Annotated in this window: 22 protein-coding genes; 16 read left to right on the top strand and 6 right to left on the bottom strand. The window is 52.4% G+C overall.

Features of this window, described 5'->3' with window-relative positions:
- Window positions 1–35 precede the first annotated feature (35 nt).
- From purB to QY332_12980, 4 genes are all read left to right on the top strand, one after another.
- Window positions 36–1385, top strand: coding sequence for an adenylosuccinate lyase (purB, locus tag QY332_12965; protein ID WKZ34524.1), 1350 nt, complete (start codon window positions 36–38; stop codon window positions 1383–1385).
- Window positions 1386–1409: 24 nt separating this feature from the next.
- A complete protein-coding gene (locus QY332_12970; GenBank protein WKZ34525.1) occupies window positions 1410–2675 on the top strand; it encodes an adenylosuccinate synthase in 1266 nt (421 codons plus the stop codon).
- A 27-nt stretch (window positions 2676–2702) separates the two neighbouring features.
- Window positions 2703–3026, top strand: a complete 324-nt coding sequence (locus QY332_12975; protein ID WKZ34526.1) for a BrnT family toxin — start codon at window positions 2703–2705, stop codon at window positions 3024–3026.
- A 77-nt stretch (window positions 3027–3103) separates the two neighbouring features.
- Complete coding sequence (locus QY332_12980; protein ID WKZ34527.1) at window positions 3104–3367, top strand: GlsB/YeaQ/YmgE family stress response membrane protein; 264 nt, start codon at window positions 3104–3106, stop codon at window positions 3365–3367.
- A gap of 56 nt (window positions 3368–3423) precedes the next feature.
- Here the strand turns inward: QY332_12980 and fahA are convergent, their stop codons facing one another.
- Both fahA and QY332_12990 read right to left on the bottom strand, forming a co-directional pair.
- Entirely contained in the window at window positions 3424–4665 is a 1242-nt protein-coding gene (gene fahA / locus QY332_12985) for a fumarylacetoacetase (GenBank protein WKZ34528.1), read from the bottom strand.
- Window positions 4666–4745: 80 nt separating this feature from the next.
- Window positions 4746–5654, bottom strand: a complete 909-nt coding sequence (locus tag QY332_12990) for a hypothetical protein (GenBank protein ID WKZ34529.1) — start codon at window positions 5652–5654, stop codon at window positions 4746–4748.
- Between the two features lie 75 nt (window positions 5655–5729).
- Here QY332_12990 and QY332_12995 point away from each other — a divergent pair, with 75 nt between their 5' ends.
- Entirely contained in the window at window positions 5730–6644 is a 915-nt protein-coding gene (locus tag QY332_12995; GenBank protein ID WKZ34530.1) for a D-2-hydroxyacid dehydrogenase, read from the top strand.
- Window positions 6645–6690: 46 nt separating this feature from the next.
- A complete protein-coding gene (locus tag QY332_13000) occupies window positions 6691–7638 on the top strand; it encodes a pyridoxal-phosphate dependent enzyme (protein WKZ34531.1) in 948 nt (315 codons plus the stop codon).
- A 44-nt stretch (window positions 7639–7682) separates the two neighbouring features.
- On the opposite strand, the gene QY332_13005 is transcribed toward QY332_13000, so the two are convergent.
- Complete coding sequence (locus QY332_13005) at window positions 7683–7847, bottom strand: aldo/keto reductase (protein WKZ34532.1); 165 nt, start codon at window positions 7845–7847, stop codon at window positions 7683–7685.
- Here QY332_13005 and QY332_13010 point away from each other — a divergent pair.
- Window positions 7846–8040, top strand: coding sequence for a hypothetical protein (locus QY332_13010; protein WKZ34533.1), 195 nt, complete (start codon window positions 7846–7848; stop codon window positions 8038–8040). The two genes, QY332_13005 and QY332_13010, sit on opposite strands and share 2 nt — an antisense overlap.
- Window positions 8041–8161: 121 nt before the next feature.
- Here the strand turns inward: QY332_13010 and QY332_13015 are convergent, their stop codons facing one another.
- Both QY332_13015 and QY332_13020 read right to left on the bottom strand, forming a co-directional pair.
- Window positions 8162–8584, bottom strand: a complete 423-nt coding sequence (locus tag QY332_13015) for a hypothetical protein (GenBank protein WKZ34534.1) — start codon at window positions 8582–8584, stop codon at window positions 8162–8164.
- A gap of 92 nt (window positions 8585–8676) precedes the next feature.
- Window positions 8677–9396, bottom strand: a complete 720-nt coding sequence (locus QY332_13020) for an alanyl-tRNA editing protein (GenBank protein ID WKZ34535.1) — start codon at window positions 9394–9396, stop codon at window positions 8677–8679.
- A gap of 184 nt (window positions 9397–9580) precedes the next feature.
- Between QY332_13020 and QY332_13025 the strand changes: the two genes are divergently transcribed.
- The 9 genes from QY332_13025 (at window position 9581) to QY332_13065 (ending at window position 18830) form a co-directional block, all read left to right on the top strand.
- Complete coding sequence (locus tag QY332_13025; GenBank protein ID WKZ34536.1) at window positions 9581–10507, top strand: ATP-binding cassette domain-containing protein; 927 nt, start codon at window positions 9581–9583, stop codon at window positions 10505–10507.
- Between the two features lie 9 nt (window positions 10508–10516).
- Entirely contained in the window at window positions 10517–11260 is a 744-nt protein-coding gene (locus QY332_13030; protein WKZ34537.1) for an ABC transporter permease, read from the top strand.
- A complete protein-coding gene (locus QY332_13035) occupies window positions 11260–12855 on the top strand; it encodes a Gldg family protein (protein ID WKZ34538.1) in 1596 nt (531 codons plus the stop codon). Before QY332_13030 ends, QY332_13035 begins: the two co-directional genes overlap by 1 nt.
- Window positions 12856–12858: 3 nt before the next feature.
- Window positions 12859–13569, top strand: coding sequence for a DUF4340 domain-containing protein (locus QY332_13040; GenBank protein ID WKZ34539.1), 711 nt, complete (start codon window positions 12859–12861; stop codon window positions 13567–13569).
- 181 nt (window positions 13570–13750) lie between these two features.
- A complete protein-coding gene (locus QY332_13045) occupies window positions 13751–14965 on the top strand; it encodes a sigma-70 family RNA polymerase sigma factor (GenBank protein ID WKZ34540.1) in 1215 nt (404 codons plus the stop codon).
- A 57-nt stretch (window positions 14966–15022) separates the two neighbouring features.
- Window positions 15023–16486 (top strand): hypothetical protein, encoded by a 1464-nt coding sequence (locus QY332_13050; GenBank protein ID WKZ34541.1) that lies wholly within the window; start codon window positions 15023–15025, stop codon window positions 16484–16486.
- Window positions 16476–17102, top strand: a complete 627-nt coding sequence (locus QY332_13055; GenBank protein ID WKZ34542.1) for a glycosyltransferase family 39 protein — start codon at window positions 16476–16478, stop codon at window positions 17100–17102. Before QY332_13050 ends, QY332_13055 begins: the two co-directional genes overlap by 11 nt.
- A gap of 18 nt (window positions 17103–17120) precedes the next feature.
- A protein-coding gene (locus QY332_13060) for an IS5 family transposase (GenBank protein ID WKZ34543.1) occupies window positions 17121–17938 on the top strand; the annotation gives its coding sequence in 2 pieces (ribosomal slippage) (window positions 17121–17502 and window positions 17502–17938; 819 coding nt in all).
- A 103-nt stretch (window positions 17939–18041) separates the two neighbouring features.
- Window positions 18042–18830: a hypothetical protein gene (locus tag QY332_13065; protein WKZ34544.1), complete on the top strand. Its 789-nt coding sequence runs from the start codon at window positions 18042–18044 to the stop codon at window positions 18828–18830.
- Between the two features lie 19 nt (window positions 18831–18849).
- On the opposite strand, the gene QY332_13070 is transcribed toward QY332_13065, so the two are convergent.
- Entirely contained in the window at window positions 18850–20166 is a 1317-nt protein-coding gene (locus QY332_13070) for a heme o synthase (protein ID WKZ34545.1), read from the bottom strand.
- Window positions 20167–20169 lie beyond the last annotated feature (3 nt).

Genomic DNA, 20169 nt, shown 5'->3' on the forward strand with positions numbered 1-20169 from the left:
CGCCATTTGTGGCTGTGGGTATTATATAATGCTTGATGATGAGTCTGTACGCGCTTTCCTCCCTGGATGGACGTTACGAAAAAGAGACCTCCCCCCTGCGGGATTTCTTCTCCGAATTTGCCTACATCCGCGCCCGCGCCCGCCTCGAACTGGACTTCCTGTCTGCTCTTTCCAAAACGGGCATTTGCCCACCCCCGAACCTTTTGCTCGACTCCTTCACCGACGAAAATGCCTTGAAAATTCAAGAGTACGAAAAGACCACGCGGCATGACGTGAAAGCCATCGAGTACTATTTACGCGAAGAGCTTTCTCCTGAACTTCATCAATGGATTCATTTCGGACTGACCTCCGAAGACATCAACAACATCGCCCAAGCCCTGGCCCTGCGTGATTCACGCGACCAGGTCCTGCTCCCCGCATTAGACGATGTACTCACTTCCCTGCGTGATTTCGCGCGCAAACACCGCGCCCTGCCCATGCTCGCGCAGACTCACGGCCAGCCTGCCGTGCCGACCACGCTGGGAAAAGAGATCGCGGTCTATATCGCCCGTCTGAAAAGCTGCCGTGATGAAATCGCGAATCACAAATTTAAAGCGAAACTGACGGGCGCAGTCGGAAACTTCAACGCGCTGCATGCCACTTTTCCAAACATTGACTGGATTTCATTCAGCCGCGACTTTATCCAAAGCCTGGGACTTGAACCCAACCTTGTCACAACCCAAATCCTGCCATATGACAATTGGATTCATTATTTCCAATCCATTCAACGAACCAATACCATATTACTTGACTACACGCAGGATATATGGCGATATATTAGCGATGGATGGCTCAAGCAGAAAGTGATTCAAGGCGAAGTCGGGTCTTCGACCATGCCGCAAAAGGTCAACCCGATCCACTTTGAAAACGCGGAAGGGAATCTCGGCGTTGCCAACTCCCTGCTGACACATTATTCACAGAAGTTAGCCGTTTCCAGATTACAGCGCGATCTATCCGACTCGACCGTACGCCGCACGTTCGGCACTGCGCTCGGACATACCCTATTGGCATGGACAAATATCGCCAAAGGCATGTCCCGCGTGGATGCGGATGAGGAGAAAATCAAAGCCGAGTTGAACGCCCACTGGGAAGTCGTCAGCGAAGGGGCGCAAACGATCCTCCGCGCGGCGGGACGCAGCGACGCATACGAGACGCTCAAGTCACAGACGAGGGGACGCCAGATGGATGGGACCAGTTATAAAGTCTGGGTCGAGGCGTTGGAGGTGGATGAAAAAACGCGAATTCAATTGTCAGCCTTATCCCCAGAATTGTATATTGGGCTGGCGGTCGAATTGGCTGATCAAGTGCTTCGAGATTCGATAGTCGAAAATCGAAACACCGAATAACGAGTATCGAATATCGGAGGTCGAATGTCTGTAATCGCAGTGATCGGTTCGCAATGGGGCGACGAGGGCAAGGGCAAGGCGGTGGATTTCCTGGCGGAGCGCGCGGATTATGTGGCGCGCTTCAACGGCGGGAACAACGCGGGACATACGGTCATCAATGAGTTCGGGACGTTCAAGATTCATCTCGTGCCATCGGGGATCTTCGCACAGAACACGACGGGGCTTATCGGCGGCGGCATGGTAATCGACCCGGCGGTGTTGATCGAAGAGATCGAAATGCTCAACAAGGCAGGCGTGGGTGTGGACGGGCGTTTGTGGGTCTCGCCGCGTTCGCACGTCATCATGCCGTATCACAAAGTGCTGGACGGTTTGTACGAAGAAGCCAAAGGCGCAGGCGCGACGGGGACGACGCGGCGCGGAATTGGTCCCGTCTTTGCGGACAAGGTCAGCTACAACGGCATCCGCTGGTCGGATTTTACAAGCGATATGTTCGAGAAGCGACTGGCAATGCAACTGGAATTGAAGAATAAGATCATCGCGGCATTAGGCGGCGAAGCGTTGAAGTATGAAGCCGTGCGCGATGAATATCGCGGATATTATTTGAAAATAAAACCGTACATCAAGGAATTGTTCTCGCTGGTGCAGGACGGTTTGAAAGCGGATAAGACCTTTTTGCTCGAGCAGGCGATGGGCACGTTTTTGGATACCGACTGGGGTACGTATCCGTTCGTGACCGCTTCGACGACCATTCCTTCAGCGGCATCGGCCGGACTTGGCATCCCGCCAAAGTACATTACGAATGTCATCGGCGTAACCAAAGCCTACACCACCCGCGTGGGAGCGGGTCCGTTGCCGACGGAGATACACGACGCCGACAGCGATGCCTATAAAAAATTCGGTGAAGTGGCAGCGACCACAGGACGCACACGGAGAGTCGGCTGGCTGGATTTGGAACTCGTTAAAACCGCGGCCCAACTGAGCAGCATGACCGAGATCTGCCTGACCAAATTGGATGTGCTGAGCGGACTGGAAGAGATTCAAGTTTGTACGCGTTACGAGTTGAGCTGCGACCCCGTCCGTTATGCGGATGTGGACGCGTACGGCTTGGACAAGGTGGAATGCGTCTACGAAACCGTCCACGGCTGGAGCGAGGACATCAGCAAGGCAAGGTCGTTTGAAGAGTTGCCCGTCAATGCACAAAAGTATGTCAGGATGGTCGAAGATGCGGCGGGCGTGCCTGTGAAATGGATTGGGGTGGGTCCCGAACGGGAAGCGACGATACGGAGATAGCAAATTCGATATGCTATACTCCTCCGCATGGCAAAACACAAACCACTCAAATTCAACTGGGATGCTGAAAAAGCGGTCAGGAATATGGAGAAATATGACATCACCTTTGACGAAGCAGCCACCGTATTCACTGATCGTTATGCGATCTACCTTGACGACGCCGAACATTCACAAAAGGAAAAACGGGAAATGGTCATCGGGAAGTCGCCCGCCCGCAAGCGGCTGTTGACCTGCTTCTTCACCAGCGTCAACGGCGTGGTCCACATCATCAGCGCACGCCGCTCCACGCATGGTGAGAAGCAGGAATATGAAGAAAATTCCGAGAAAAAGGTCAGGTATCAGATACAGTAGACTTTATCGGAATTAATCTGCATGGGTTGAAAATTCCCTGCGTTATAATTGTCCAAAAAATTTTTACGGAGGCAGACATGAGTTTACTCAATATCATCCTGTGGATCATCTTCGGCGCATTCGCGGGCTGGATCGCCAGCATCATCACCGGCAAGAACCGCAAAATGGGTGCGCTCGCCAACATCGTCACGGGCATCGTCGGCGCATTTCTCGGCGGCGCGATCATGAATTTCTTAGGCTATCAGGGGTTTACCGGCTTCGACCTGTGGAGCCTGTTCGTGGCGATCCTGGGGGCGGTGGTTCTGATCTGGGTCGTGGGCTTGATCAGCGGACGCCGTTAATTCAGATTTTTCGCCAAAAAAAATTCCCGCAAAATTTTCGGGAATTTTTTATTTTGTTATTTCGCGGGCAGAATCTTCCCCGTCACTTCGCCAAAACCCACGCGATAGCCGTCTCCCTGACAGTAGCCTTTCATCGTCACGGTGTCGCCGTCCTGTAAAAATTTTCGCGTCTCCCCATTGGATAATTCAATTGGCTTCTCACCGCGCCAGGTGAGTTCGAGCATTGAACCGTAACTGTCTTCGGTCGGTCCGCTGATGGTGCCTGTGCCGCACAAGTCGCCTGTGCGCATGTTACAGCCTGTGACGGTGTGATGCGCCAGCATTTGTGTCAGGCTCCAATACAGGTGCTTCATATTCGAGCGGCTGATGGTCAGCGCTTCGTCCATCGTTGCGGACTGCAGAGTCACTTCCAGCGTAATATCAATTCCATTTGGAGAATCAGATCGAAGGTAAGGCAGAGGCACGGGGTCTTGTTTGGGTCCCTGCTCGCGGAAGGGTTCGAGCGCGTCCATCGTCACCACCCACGGGGAGATCGACGTCGCAAAATTTTTCGCGAGGAATGGCCCAAGCGGCTGGTATTCCCACGCCTGAATGTCGCGCGCACTCCAGTCGTTGAGCAAGACCATGCCAAAGATGTGTTCATGCGCGTTTTCGATGGAGATCGGCTCACCGAGGTTATTGCCCGTGCCGATGAAGAAGCCCATCTCCAATTCAAAGTCGAGCGAGCGCGATGCGACGAATTCAGGCGGCGCATCTTTGATAGCGACCTGCCCGCGCGGACGGAAGACATCCGTGCCCGAAAGCACCACCGAACTGGCACGCCCATGATAGCCGACGGGCAGATGCAGCCAGTTGGGCATGAGCGCATTTTCTTTGCCGCGAAACATGATGCCGACGTTGGTGGCGTGTTCGCGCGAGGCGTAGAAATCGGTGTAATCGCCGATGAGGACGGGCAGATGCATGTGGACATCGCCCACGGGAATCAATGCCCGTAAACGCATCGCTTCCTCCCAGACCGTGTCACCGCCTTCGCTGAGCAGGTCGGTCAAGCGCTGACGGATTTCCCGCCACGTCTCGCGCCCCGCGGACATGAAGCGGTTGAGGGACGCATCCGCAAAGAATCCGTATGGCTGGCCGAATAATTTTTGCTCGTCGAGGAAGGCAAGGTCAACAACAAAATCACCCAACCGCGTACCCACGCGCGGGGACGGATTATCTTTGGCGGAGAAAATTCCATACGGCAGGTTTTGGATGGGAAATTCGGATTCGAGGGATACTTCGATAAAGGGTTTGAGCATTGTCTATTTTCCATTTCCATGAAGTAGGGGCGACCCGTCAGGGCTTAACGTTACGTCAATCCATTAAGAAAGGGTCGCCCCTACAGAAATCGCAACCTTCGCAAATCTTCACGCGGTTCGTCGAAACTGCAACTGCCAAAGGAGGCAGCAAACAAGCGACTTGAGGCGAGCTCTGAAGTGGCTGCGCGAAAACCCTTCCAGGTGAAGCCGTTTTCATCGAAGGTGAAGTGTTCAGGATTTTCATCTTCAAGAATGGACTGAATTTGCGCTTGCGATAAATCTTTTGCTTCTGCCAGCACCCCTGCCCCAAAGACGTTGAGGAAGCCATGCATTTTGGTTTGGACGCCGTCGTTGTAGTGGCGGATGGGATGGTGAAGTCCCGCCGTACATTTGAGCGGCACGCCCGCGTCACGGACGGAGGCAATCGCCCATGCAACTTGCTCGGTGGGTGGGAATGCGTCCGCGGTCACGCCGCCAGTGCGGAGTTTGAATCCGACGTGACGGTCCTTGAGTTTGCGCAGGGCGCGGACGAGATTCTCCGCGCGGGGTTGCCAGCCTTCGCCAGATGAAGACTCAAAAAAGACGGTGATGCCATTCTTGTTGAGCATGTCGGAAGATTCTTTGACTAGGTCATGTGCTTGGGTGGGATCAATCAATGCGGACGATGGGAGCGCAACTTCGAACATATCCACGACGACGGTTGCTCCATGCGTTTCGCGGAAGGCAAGAATATCGTCGATATCAAGTTTGAGGTTGGCGAGGAATTCGTCCGTGCTAGAGCTGCTCCGCCCGAGGGTTGTAAAAGATAATTCGGAAACAGGAGCAGGCATGAGCGGAGTCAGATGCGGAAGCCGTTTGGCGGGGATGACGAATCGCGCAAGCATCCACGAGTCGGGCGAGTCTTGATACTCCACAAAATTCTGAAAGGCATCTTCCAACGATAAATTCGCGGGCGGATACATTCCCGCATAGTCAATGATACGGGACATGAAATTTTGAAACGCTGGTTTCCGAGGGGTCATGTCCGCAATTATAGTATGAAACATGGGTACAATTGAGCCATTATGCAGACCATTCTTATTCTTACAAAAGATCATCAGGAGTATCGCTCCATCATCGAAGCGGCAGGATTACCTGATTTAAAGATCGTCACAGAGCCAACGAATGAGTGCGAGATCGTTCTTGGCGCACCGTCATTGATCAGCAAGGAGTTGGATAAACTCCCCAGCCTAGAATGGGTACAATCCACCTGGGCGGGCGTCGAGCCGTTGCTGGATCCCGCGCTGCGCCGCGATTATGTTTTGACGAATGCGCGCGGCGTCTTCGGCGGATTGATGTCTGAATTCGTGTTCGGGTATTTGCTGGCGCATGAACGCAAAATCTTTGAACGCGCACAAGCGCAGCGGGCAAAAGAATGGAATCGTTCCATCACGGGGACACTGCGCGGCAAGACCATCGGTCTGCTGGGCGTCGGCTCCATTGGCGCGGAGGTGGCGCGGACGGCAAAATCCTTCGGCATGACCGTGTGGGGATATACGAGAGGAAGTGAAGCAAGTGAACACGTGGATAAATACTTTCACGGAGACGAATTATTGCAATTTGCACATGGATTGGATTACCTTGTCTCTATTCTTCCCAATACAAATAAAACACGCAAAATCATGGACGCAACCCTGCTCTCCGCGCTGCCGCCTCATGCCATCTTCATCAACGTCGGGCGCGGCTCGGCGGTGGATGAATCCGCTTTGATTCGGGCGCTTGAAAACGACAAACTCGCTGGCGCAGTGCTGGATGTCTTCGAGCAGGAGCCGCTGCCGAAAGAGCATCCCTTTTGGACGACGAAGAACCTGCAAATGACCTTCCACACGTCCGCGCCGAGTTTCCCGGAGGATATTGCCAAAGTATTCATCGAAAATTATCGGCTGCACGTGGAAGGCAAGCCGCTGAAGTATCAGGTTGATTTTGAACGGGGTTATTAAGTTTGAATGTTTGAAGGTTAAAAAGTTGCATTAAACAGGAGAAATAATGACCGTCTCACTCACCGACATCCAACAAGCCGCTGAACGTATCAAGCCATACGCGCATCGCACACCAATTATGACAAATCAAAGTCTGAATCAGCAGGTTGGCGCGCAGGTCTTCATGAAATGCGAGAACCTGCAAAAAGTGGGTGCGTTCAAATTCCGCGGGGCGACGAATGCCGTATTTTCGCTCACAGACGAAGAAGCCGCGCGCGGCGTGGTCACGCACTCGTCTGGGAATCATGCGGCGGCGCTGGCGTTGGCGGCGTGGAATCGCGGAATCCCTGCGTATATCGTCATGCCGAGCAATGCACCGCAGGTGAAGAAAGATGCGGTGGCAGGCTATGGCGGACAGATCACCTTCTGCGAGCCAACCTTGCAAGCCCGCGAAAGTACGATGGAAGAAATCCGCGAGAAAACAGGGGCAAGCATCGTGCATCCCTACAATAATGAACGCGTCATCGCAGGTCAGGGGACAGCGGCGCTGGAACTGCTGGAGGATGTCCCCGACCTGGATGTGGTCATCGCGCCCGTCGGTGGCGGCGGGTTGCTGAGCGGCACGTCCATTGCGGCGAAGGGCATCAAGCCGAACATTCGCGTGATCGCGGGCGAGCCTAAAATGGCAGACGATGCGTTCCGTTCGATGCAGGCAGGCAGAATCATTCCATCCGAAAATCCAAAAACGATTGCGGATGGATTGCTGACTTCGTTGGGTGAACTGACGTTTCCGATCATTCATAAGAATGTGGAACAGATCGTCACGGTCAGCGAAGCAGGGATCATCGCCTCGATGAAATTCGTATGGGAACGTGCAAAAATCATCATCGAGCCGTCTGCGGCAGTTCCAATCGGCATACTGTGGGAAAAGAAGGTTGACCTGAATGGATTGAAGATCGGCGTTATCGTCAGTGGCGGCAATGTGGATCTGGCAAGGCTGCCGTGGCAAATGTAAGGATTCAACACATCAAGAATCTGTTTTCCACGCCGCCATACTATCTAGGGATGCACATTCGTCATGGACAGGAGCACACTTAATGCACCGAGGTTTTCATTTATTTGGAGGATGGATGTTGCCCCAATGATCGGGCTGGTACTAACGAGGTCGGCCAGCATCCAGGCCAGGGCAACCTGTGCACTGGTTGCCTTGTGAAGTAGCACCATGGCTTCCATTTCGTATAAAAGGGCGTCATTAACTCTCGGTCATGGCACGCTTACGCCCTTCGGCGCGTTTGCTATTGGGCAGGGGCTGTCCCTGGCGGAATTTCCAGTGAAGAAGTCTCCCACCAGCGGGCTGTACGGGACCAGCGACTGGCCAACCTGCATGGCCCCCCATACACAAAGGCGTCACCGCTAGTCCGGTTCTGCCAAGTCTTCTAGACTCCATATCGGTTTCCTTCTTCAAGAACAAAAAAATGCGGCCGCCAAATAGACGGCCGCATCAGACGCCGGAAACGGCATCCACTATTCTTCGCACACTAGCGAACGTTGAAATCCAGGGTATGAGTTAATGCCCCGTTTAAATACAATTCAACCTGGTAGTCGCCGACTGGCCAGCCGGCGCTGTCAACACTGGACAGCGAGAAGTTCACGGTGCCGGTCCAGGAATCCTCTTCAATCGTCACCACAGCAGGAGTGTCGGCTGAAATTGGTCCGGATTCGAAGTCAGCCGCATTAACCAGATACCACTTTGCCTCAACAGCTGTGCCGGTAGTGGCATTATTCAAATCGGCCACGACATAAAACGTGTCAGCGGGCGCAAAAGTGGTAACCGCCTGTGCGCCGGTGTCGTCCTTTGAAAGGCGGGCGTTCTCCAGGCTGAGTTCTCCGGCAGCGCATGCCAGCGTTGAAACAATCAACGCAGCCACAGCCAGAAGGATGGGAAGTTTTTTTGATTTCATTTGTACATTCTCCTTTGGTTTAAGGCAGATACTGCTGCCGAATTTCGCAGCATTATACACCATCACGATGCAAATTCGCCGTTCAGTTTTTATTATTCCACTTCAATATAGATTCTTTTATTGACCGCGCCTTTGCTCTTATAATCAACGACCTTTATTTTTCCCACTTCGGAAGTAATCCTCACATGCGTGCCGCCATCGGCTTGCAGGTCAAGACCGGCGATCTCAACCGTCCGCACCTGCAAAATTCCATCCGGCAGAAGATTGATCTTTGTGCGGATCAGGTCCGGGATCTGGAAGGCCTCCTCCCGCGGCAATATCTTTACTTTAATCTCGCGTCCCTGCCGGACCTCGAGGTTGACCGAGGCTTCGATCGCACGCACCAAATCCCCGCGCATGGTCTCGAATTCAAAATCCATGCGGCCTTTAAGCGGATCCATGTCACCGCCTGTAACTTTTGCTCCATAATCACGAAAGACAACTCCGCACAGGATATGCAAGGCGGTATGGGTACGCATCAATTCATATCGCCGCACCCAATCCAAGGTCCCAGTCGAAGCGGATTTTGAGGCAGGCAAAGGCGCGTTGCCACCAAGGAAATGCAAAACATCATTCCCCCGCCTCTTCATCTTAACCACTGGATGGGTCAAGCCGCCGACTTCCAGGGTTCCAAAATCACAGGGCTGTCCGCCTCCACCGGGATAGAAGGCTGAACGATCCAGCACCAGAGCGCGGGTTTCAGCATCCACGGAAGTGACGAATGCGGAAAATTCCCTGAGATACGAATCGGTTTGATAGAGCAGTTCTGTCATACGGTAATTATAGCGCGCTGTTTTGAAGATTAGGATTGGATTAGAAGTTGATTACCCGCTTGACTTTGCGACTCGACATATTGTATAGTAATCAACGGCACAAAGTTTAAGGCACCGCCCACGGGCTGTGTCTTTTGTTTGTCAAAATCCATTTTTACGTAATTTTATTGCAAGAGGAGAGGCAATGATCAAAGTAAGTGGTCTTACAAAGGACTACGGTGCGCGCCGCGCTGTTCACAATGTGAGTTTCGAGGCTCAACAGGGTGAAATTGTGGGGTTTCTCGGTCCCAATGGTGCAGGCAAAACTACCACCTTACGCATCCTTACTGGCTACATGCCGCCCACCGATGGCGAGGCAATTGTGGCCGGGTATGATGTTGTGGAGGAATCGCTCGAGGTTCGCAAGCGGGTTGGCTACCTGCCTGAAACTGTCCCACTTTATACGGACATGGTGCTTTTCGATTATTTGAAATTCATGGGCGATCTGCGCCACATCCCCAACGTGGAAGACCGAGTCGATGAAGTTTTGGATATGGTGGGCCTGGTTGACCGCGCCAGCGGCTACATCGGCAATCTGTCTAAAGGGATGCGCCAGAGAGTGGGGCTTGCCCAGGCGCTTCTCCACAGGCCCGAAGTACTCATCCTCGATGAGCCGACGATCGGTCTCGATCCCGGTCAGGTCGTCGAAGTGCGCGAGTTAATCCGCGAGATCGGCAAGGAACGAACGGTTCTGCTTTCCACCCACCTCTTGCACGAGGCGCAAAATATCTGCGACCGTGTGTTGATCATCAACAAGGGCAGGATCGTTGCGGAGGATACCACGGAAAACCTGCAAGCCCGTCTGATCGGTGCGGAACGTGTCATTGTCCGCGTGCGCGGCGAAGCGGACGAACTTGCTGATACCATCAAAATGGTAAAAGGCGTGCGCGGCGTGGAAACCAAGCAAGACGGCGCTGTCGAATTTGAATTTGCATCCGGCAAGGACCTGCGCCCGGAAGTCGCCAAGCAGGTCATCAAATCCGGCTACGACCTGCTTGAGTTGCGTCCTCTCGGCATGAGCCTTGAGGAAATCTTCCTCGAACTCACTGGCTCTGACTCAAAGAATAAATAAGAGGAACTCATGAGAAATATCTGGACCATCGCAAAACGCGAATACGACAATTACTTCAACAGTCCGCTGGCATATGTGGTGGCCTTTGCCATCCTTTTGCCGTTGGGCATTTATTTCGCTCTGATCATGTGGGTCAGCGCGGAGCAGGCCTTTATGGGCGGGGGTGCGCCGGAAGCCACCCCGATCAACTGGCTGTTCGTTTTCTTAATGATCTTCCTCAGCCCGGCACTGACCATGCGCCTGCTTTCCGATGAAGCGCGGATGGGCACACTGGAACTCCTGCTTACCGCTCCTGTGCGCGATTTTGAACTGGTGGCGGGCAAATGGCTGGGTGCCATGCTTTTTGTGCTGTCTCTTGCCCTGCTCACACTTGTCTACCCGATCATCATGAACAACTTCATCTCACCCGGGCTTGACTGGAAGCTGCTCATCTCATCTTATATCGGCCTGGTGCTGGTCTGTGCCGCACTCCTTTCGCTCGGCACGGGGATCTCGGCGATCTTCACGAACCAGTTCGCGGCATTCTTCACCACCCTCGGGCTGTTCTTCTTTCTATGGTTCATGGTCAGCCTGCCGGCTGGCTACCTGCAGGAAGGCGGCGAGGTGCTCAATTACCTCAGTCTCTCCACTCATTTTTCCCAGTACATGAATGTCGGCAAGATCAACCTGGGAGATATTGTCTACTACTTAAGCCTCACTGCGCTGGGCTTGTTCATCGGCACCACCGCAATTGAAATTCGGAGATGGCGCTAATGGCTGGCAAAAAGAAAAACCCAAGCGCGCAGTACGCTTTCATCGGACTTATCGTCGCCCTGGTCGGCTGTATTTCCACAGGGCTGATCGGTTCAGCAAACGCACTGCTCGCAATGAAAATGTTCACCCTTGAAAATACGGATGCCCTCAATCTCGCCCTGCAGATCAGCATCGCTGTGCTCGTGATCGGACTGGCAGCATATGCAATCATGGCACCAGACAACGTCCGCCGCTTCTTTACCGGGCGTCAGGCGCGCTACGGCTCAAATTCATTGATCCTCACCCTGGCATTCCTGGGCGTTCTGTTTGTGGCGAATTACATCGTCTTCAACAATCCCAAGTCCTGGGATTTCACGCAGGACCAATCCAATACACTTGCGCCGGAAACCATGGATATCCTTGACGTCCTGCCGGCCAAAGTAACGGCTACCGCCTTCTACTCGCAGAACCTTAATCCTGCCGCCGCTGAAGAACTCCTGATGAAGTTCAAGTCCAACAGCAACGGAAAATTTGACTACAGATTTATAAATCCCGATCTTGACCCCGCATCCGCCCGCGCGGCAGGCGTCACCGGGGACGGCAAGATTTTATTACAAATGGGCGATACAAAGGAAATCGCATCCTTTGCGACCGAAGTGGAACTTGTCCGCACCATGTACCGCCTGATCAGCCCGGAACCCCGTGCAGTGTACTTCCTGCAGGGACATGGAGAAGCCGGCCTTGAACCGGGCGGCGAGTTAAGCTATTCCATCGCCAAAAGTACCTTGGAATCGAAGAACTACACGGTAGGGACGCTAAACCTGATCTCCACGAACAGCATCCCCGAGGATGCGCTTGCTGTCATCATTGCGGGACCGTTAAAACCCGTCAGCAGGCAGGAAGTAAACCTTCTCAAAAAATATGTGGACGCAGGCGGCTCGCTGGTAGTCATGCAGGATCCGCGCTTCTTCACCGAGTTTGGAGATGCCCCCGATCCGCTTGCTGATTATCTGGAAACAGACTGGGGCATCAGCTTGAATGAGGATATCGTGATCGACCTTGTGAACTCGCAAAACCCGTTCCAGGCGATCTCTTCACAATACAACAGCCATCCGATCACACAAAACCTGACCGATAATTACATCGTCATCCTCCCACAGGCACGCAGCGTCAGCATCACCGCCCAGATCGAAAATGTCTTCCCCACCCCGCTTATCAGCACCACGGAACAATCCTGGGGAGAAACGCAACTGCTCCCTGAAGAAGTGCCAAGTTTTGATCCTGAAACCGACACCCCGGGACCACTAAACCTGGCGGTCGCCGCTGAAAATACGGAAACAGAGGGGCGCGTGGTTGTGTTCGGCAACTCGCTCTACGCGACCGATGACATCTTTGACGCCTACGGCAACGGCAACATGTTCATCAACTCGGTGGACTGGGCTGCTGAACAGAAAGACCTGCTTGAAATTACGACCCGTCCGTCCACTCCGCGGGTATTTATTCCGCCCACACAGGGGAGGTTCCTGATCCTCGTGATCATTGCAGTATTGGTCATTCCTGGAATGGTGGTGTTCTCCGGTGTTTACTCGTGGTTCGCCCGCCGCAAGAGAGGTTAAAGAATGGCTCGCAAAACGACAAGATCGACCGCACAAAAAAAGAGAACTGCCCGAAAAACACAGGAAGCTGCGTCCTTCAAACAGATAAAGCCGGTCTTTCGAACCGGCACATGGGCCACACTGCTCCTGCTGGCCGTATTGATCGGCGTCACCTATTATATGAATCGGGAGGAAGACGGCGAAGATATTGACGCGCTCCCAACCAGTGAAATTGCATTTGTCTTTGATCAAGACAGGACCGTTGCTGGCATCGAGATAACACCTGCCGATGGAGAAACCGTTAAAGTGGTGCGAAATGCGGAAAATACCTGGGTGTTGAAGCTGCCGGACGACGCGGAGGCGGACCAGGGGTTGGTGGAGGCGGCGGCATCCCAACTCACAGCCTTGAGGATCATCAGCGAAGTGGATGCCGATCTGAAAATCCTCGGCCTCGACAAGCCCGCCTACATCATCATCATTGAATTCACGGACGGTGAAAAACACACACTTGAAATCGGCGAGAACACACCGTCCAACAGCGGATATTATGTGCGCCTGGACAGAAAAAAAACATTGATCGTTGCCCTCGGCGGAATCGAGTCGCTCATCAACCTGGTCATCTTCCCGCCCCGCCTATATACACCCACGCCCACTTCGCTTCCCGCCACGCCGACGCCTGATTCGCCGCCTGATGAAGCACCCGCTCCTGAAATAACCGTAACCCCATCCCCTTAAGGTGTTTTAAAAGGGATGTCAATGGCACACTACGGCTGTCCACTGTATTACAGTGGACAGCCGTAATACAAAACCATTGCAAAGCATCTTAAATCCAGGAAGGTATTGCTTTTGACCTTAAAAAAGTGTATTCTAATTTCGAGCTTTGAAGATAAATTATTAGCGAAAGTTGGATCTCTGAATGGATGTAGAGAAAATATTGATCGTTGACGACGAAGAGGAATTTCCCGCCATTGCGCGTCTCATTGAACTGGGACGCCAAAAATCATACGTAACCCTGGACGACATCCTGCATTTCTTCCCCGAAGCCGAGCAGGATGTGGAACAACTGGAAGAGGCTTTTTCCGCCTTATTAAGCGCGGGCATTCCATTCATGGAGGATGTTGCCCTGCCTGAACCCACCGAGGATGAACTTGCAGCGGTGGAGGAAAGCGGAGAAGCCGAACCCGAACCAGACCTGGCGCTGGACGACTATCTGGCGAATATTGACACGGACGACACAATCGGCTTGTACCTCAAGGAGGTCAGCCGCGTACCGTTGCTGACCGCCGTCGAAGAAGTACAGCTTGCCCAGCGCATCGAGCGCGGACGCACCGCCCGCGAGGAACTGGCGCATGGCAATGTACCTCCCAAGCGCAGGCTGGAACTTCGCCGGTCCATTGAGGACGGCTGGGCTGGGCGCGAACATCTCATTACGGCGAACTCCCGCCTCGTGATCTCGGTTGCCAAGAAATACATGGGACGCGGTGTTCCCTTCCTCGACCTGATTCAGGAAGGAAATATCGGTCTCATCCGCGCCACAAAGAAATTCGATTACCGGCGCGGGCATAAATTCTCCACCTACGCCACATGGTGGATTCGCCAGGCTGTCACCCGCGCCATTGCAGATCAGGGACGCACCATCCGCGTGCCTGTTCACATGGGTGACCAGATCAACAAGCTGCTGCGTGTTCAACATCAACTCACGCAGCGTCTCGGACGCGAACCCAGCGTTGACGAATTGGCCGTCGCACTGGACGTGCCGCCCAAGAAGGTGGAAAACATGATCCAGGTGGCGCGCCGCCCGCTTTCACTGGAAACGCCAACGGATGATGAGGAAGACTCCGTACTTGGTGATTTCATCGAAGACGATGAAGCCCCTCCACCTGATGATACAGCCACGTACAACCTCCTGCGAGAGCATCTCGGCGAAGTTTTGAATGGCCTGCCTCCGCGCGAAGTACGCATTTTGCAGCTGCGTTACGGCCTGCTCGACGGACAAGCCTACACTCTTGAAGAGGTGGGACGCAAAATGGGTGTCACACGTGAGCGCGTCAGGCAGATCGAGGCGCAAGCCTTGAGCCGCCTGCGCCACCCATCCATCCGCAGAAAATTGCGGGATTATTTGGGCGAATAGGCAACTACAAGCAGAGACTGGTCAAGATGATCAGTCTCTGCTTGTTTTATTCGACGCATGGCAAAATATATTCTTCCAAGAATAAGCGACATGATATTTTTGTCCTTGTTCATTTCAGTCATATTACTTGGACCCAGGACATTTAACCTCGACGGGGATTTGGGGCGTCATATTACCATTGGCAGCCACATATTAAACAGTCGCTCCATACCCACACAGGATATCTTTTCCCACACCCTGTTTGGTGAACCGCTCACACCGCATGAGTGGCTGTCCCAATTGATCTTTGCGCTGGCGCATAAAGGCCTATCTCTTGGCGGACCTGTTCTGGTCACCGCCATATTGATCACAGTCACATTTGTGCTGGTTTATTATGACAGCCGTCAACGCAGCACCATGCCTTTTCTATCCTTGGGAATGACAATTTTAGCGGCAGCGGCATCCAGCCTTCATTGGCTCGCCCGACCACATGCGTTCACTTTTTTATATTTAGCTGTTTGGATCTATTTGCTGGAAAATATTCAGAGGGGAAAGAATGTGCCCGCCTGGATCCTTGGGCTCATCATGCTGCTCTGGGCGAATACACACGGCGCATTCATCGCCGGGTTTGCAGCATGGGGAGCATATACCGCAGGCCATATACTCGAATCTTTGATACAAAAACAATGGCGGGAAAAAGAGCTGAAAACCTGGCTACGCATTGGGCTGCTTTCATTTATAGCGACCTTATTTAACCCGCACGGCATCCGCCTTTGGATGACAAGCTTTGGCTTCATAGGAAACACCTATCTGGTCAGCCATACTCAGGAATACCAATCCATAAACTTCCATACCCCTGGCTCGCTGCCGTTCCTGCTGATGATCTTCCTCTCAATCCTCGCTTTAAGCCTTAAGCAGCATCGCCTGCCCGCAAGTCACGCCCTGCTGCTCGCAGGCTGGACAATTATGGGACTCTATAGCGCGCGCAACATTCCACTGTATGTGATTGCCGCCGCGCCGATTCTGACAGAGACACTATTGAATTCCATCTCAAAATCACGCTGGATGGCCGTTGAATCAAAGCTTTTGAAAATCGACCGGTCTGTTCGAGGAGCGCTCTGGCCGCTGCTGTGTGTGGGGCTGGCAATAATTCTATTAAGTACCAAGCCGCTTCAGGCGTACGATAGATACGATCCGTCCGTATTTCCGGTGAATGCCGTCAACTGGTTGATTGAAAATCCACAGGAAGGCCGTATATTTAATCACTTCCCCTGGGGAGGATATTTGCTTTATCGCACATGGCCTGATCAATTGGTATTTATAGATGGTCAAACCGATTTCTATGGTGAGGCCCTTACAAGGGAATACGAGCAAGTCATCAGTCTGTCCAACAAATGGGATAGTGTCCTGGAAAAATATCAAATTTCCATCGTCATCATGCCAACAGGATCCGCCCTCGAAACTACATTGCTTCAACAGGACGATTGGCTCATTATTTATCAAGATGACACTGGCACTATTCTAAAAAAAGATGCGGAATAAAACAAAACTCATTCTGGTTTTTTTGCTTGCCTTGACTCTTCGGTTGGCCGGTGTTGCTTCGCGACCCATTTGGTACGACGAGACTTTTTCGATCCTTTTTGCAGAACAAGGACCCGCCGCAGTCCTCAGTGGGACGCTTACACCTGACGCAGACTCGGCCACTGCAGAAGAGCATCCACCTGCGTTTTATTTCACACTGTGGGCTTGGATTCAAGTATTTGGAAACTCGCTCATTTCTGTCCGAATACTTCCCATCCTTTTGTCACTCGGAATTGTCCTTTTCATTTACGTGATTGCGAGTCGGTTATTTGAGCCGCCCACCGCGCTTATCGCTGCGTTTCTCGCTGCCATCCTGCCATTTCAAATCCACTACGGGCAGGAAATCCGCATGTATGTTTTGCTAACCTTCTGGCTATGCCTGGCAACTTATGCCTTCCTCAAGCGCCAGTGGATTTTATTCAGCATCGCCGCCGCCCTCGCCCAATACACGCACAACCTGGCAGCCTTTTATTTGCTTCCGCTTGCTCTCTCGCCCGTTTTTGAGCGGGATTGGAAAACGCTTCGCTCTTTAATTTGGGCCGGGCTTGCTGCAATCACCATTAGACCTCTTGCATAAGTGTGCCATAATAGGCACATGAACTATAAGACAATCGCACATCTCAAAGGTAGTGACTTCAAACGGCTAACTGGCGTCCAGCGCGAAACCTTCGAGCAGATGCTCACAGTCATTGAGAAAGGGCTGCGAGACTTCGGGAGACCGCCAAAACTGAGCCGAGCCGATCAGTTGTTGATGACCTTGATGTACTGGCGAGAATATCGCACAGAATTTCATATTGCGCAATCCTATGGTGTCAGTGAAGCAACCGTTTGCCGCACCATTCGCAAGGTAGAGGAGGCCTTAGTCCGTTCAAAAAAGTTTCGTTTGCCTGGCAAAAAGGCACTCCAAGCCAGTGACACGGTGTTCGAGGTAGTGCTGGTTGATGTCAGCGAACAGCCAGTGGAACGTCCAAAAAAAGCCAAAAACGGCATTACAGTGGCAAAAAGAAGCGTCACACCCAAAAAGCGCAGGTGATGGCTGATCGAAAAAGTACCCAAATCATAACCACCGCCTTTAGTCATGGAAGCAAACACGACTTCCAACTGTTCAAAGACGATGCCTGTGAGTTCTCTGAACATCTGCGTATTCTGGCAGATGCGGGCTATCAAGGATTGATGGAGTTTCATCAGAACAGTCAAACACCCTTCAAGAAATCCAAATACCATGCTCTGACGAAACGAGAGAAACAGAGCAATCGAAGCTTGGCACGGAAACGGATTGTGATTGAGCATATATTCCGTAAGTTGAAAGTGTTTCGCATTTTGAGCGAGAGGTATCGCAATCGTAGAAAGAGATTTGCTTTGCGCTTCAACCTGATTGCTGCTATTTACAACCTTGAACTCAACTCAATTTGACTTTTGCAAGAGGTCTATTTACTCCCCGTGGCTGTATCAACTCCCTGCGCAGATTTCAAAAGTCACATCCAATTTTTGGATCGAGAAACCAGGTGTTGAAAAGTTGTTCACTCTCTTCTTGATGTACCTGCCACACTTGCCGCTTCCAAATTCCTTGCTCCTGCCTGGCCTCTTGGTTGCCACGTTGATCGTCGCCCTTGCAACGCATCAAACCTATCGCGCCTACAAGGAAAATTCTCCGCAGGCAAATAGCGGACTCTGGCTTGCGTATCTGTCGTTTACGCCTCCTTTATTACTCTGGTTGGCTTCACAAGTCTCGCCAATATACATCGAACGCGCTCTTCTCCCCTCTCATGCCATCTTCTGCATCTGGCTGGCATGGTCGTTGACTCAAACCAGAATCCCGCGTGTCATTCAAGGTGTGCTGGCAATTCTTGTCATAACAAGTGCTTCCATGGGAATATATCAGCATATTACCTACAAGGGATTTCCATATGGACCATATTACGAATTAAGTGTATCAATTCAAAACAAACTACAACCGGGAGATGCGGTCATCCACTCGTCAAAACTATCCTACCTGCCCACGCTGTATTATGCCCCGACACTTCCCCAAGGCTTCATCATTGACCCTCCCGGCAGCAGTACAGATACTCTTGCTCCGGCAACAAGGGAAATCCTAAACCTAAACGACTACGCAACGATTGAAGACGCAACTGCCAACTCAACCAGGACATGGCTTGTTATCTATCAAAAATCGATCGACGAGTTTACGTCGATGAATACAACGAAACATCCGCATCTCGAGTATTTGGACGCCAACTTTACCCTTCTTGCTGCCGAGACCCGGGAGGATATCAATCTCCTGCTTTACAGCAGGAAAATTCCCTGACCAGCCGCACCAGGAAAAATCACATCACTGCATCGATCATGATCGCCAAAAATATAAACGCCAAATACATGCTCGACCAGCGGTACATCGTCCAGGCAGCCTTGTTGCCGCCAACCCTGAATACCCGCCACGCGGCATACAGCAACAAACCACCCAGCACCATTGCAGAGATGAGATACACGGTCCCAGCCAGGTTGAAGATGGGGAGCAGTAAAGTCACAGCAATCAATTCAATCGTATAGATCAGGATGTGCCTGCGAGTCTTTTCCTCGCCATGCACTACTGGCATCATCGGCACACCGGCCTTCTCGTAATCCTTCATACGGACAATCGCCAATGCCCAAAAATGCGGGGGAGTCCACATGAATACGATGGCAAATAATATCCATGCAGCGAGGCTGAGTTCCCCGGTAGCCGCTGCCCAACCAACCATCGGCGGAATCGCCCCTGCGCCGCCCCCAATGACAATATTCTGTACCGTTGTCTTCTTCAGTAAAACGCTATAGAAAATCACATAATAAAAAATTCCCGCCAGCGACAGCAAGGCTGCAAGTAAATTGACGAAGCCTGCCATCACATAATAACTGGCAAGACAAAGCGCGAGCCCGTACGACAATCCCTCTGCGGCGGTCAGGCGCCCATCCGCAAGCGGACGCTTGGCTGTGCGCTGCATGTTCCGGTCCAATTCACGGTCTATATATTGGTTCAATGCGCTTGAGCCGGCCGCCGCCAGCATGCCACCAAGCAACGTCCAAAATGTAAGCGAAGCGGAGGGCCAGGCCTTGTTCCCTGCCACCAGGCCGCTATATGTTGTCACCAACAGCAACGTCACGATCAAAGGTTTTGAGAGGATAAAAAAATCCTTCGACCGCTGTCGAAAGTCAAATTTCATAACCTCAGTTTTATCCTGCGCCAGCGCGCCGGAAGCAAATACCAAAAAACCAAGCGAGATCCACAACACAACAGCGGTCATGACGTGCAGCACAACCAAATGCAACGGATACGCGCGTGTCACTTCAATCGCGCCGACAAGCGCCTGCCCAAAAAACAAAACACCCGTTACCGTGGTTAGCGGCAGAAGCAAAATCTGATCACGCTGTTCGCGCCAAGCTTTTCGCCACACCGCCGCCATGAAGACCGAAGCCACACCCACCAAAAGGAGATGTGCAAGCTTCAAATACCCCAGCGGGCTCGAAGGCACACAGAGGGGCCAGCCCATGCAATGGACCCACGCGCCCGTTACGGAAACGATGCGCCCAACAACGGTCAACAAAAAAACAACGGCTAACAATGCCAGCGTCAAACGCGAAAAGGATGAACGCAAGGAATATTTCATTTT

The organism is Anaerolineales bacterium, assembly GCA_030583885.1.
Classification (GTDB): domain Bacteria; phylum Chloroflexota; class Anaerolineae; order Anaerolineales; family Villigracilaceae; genus Villigracilis.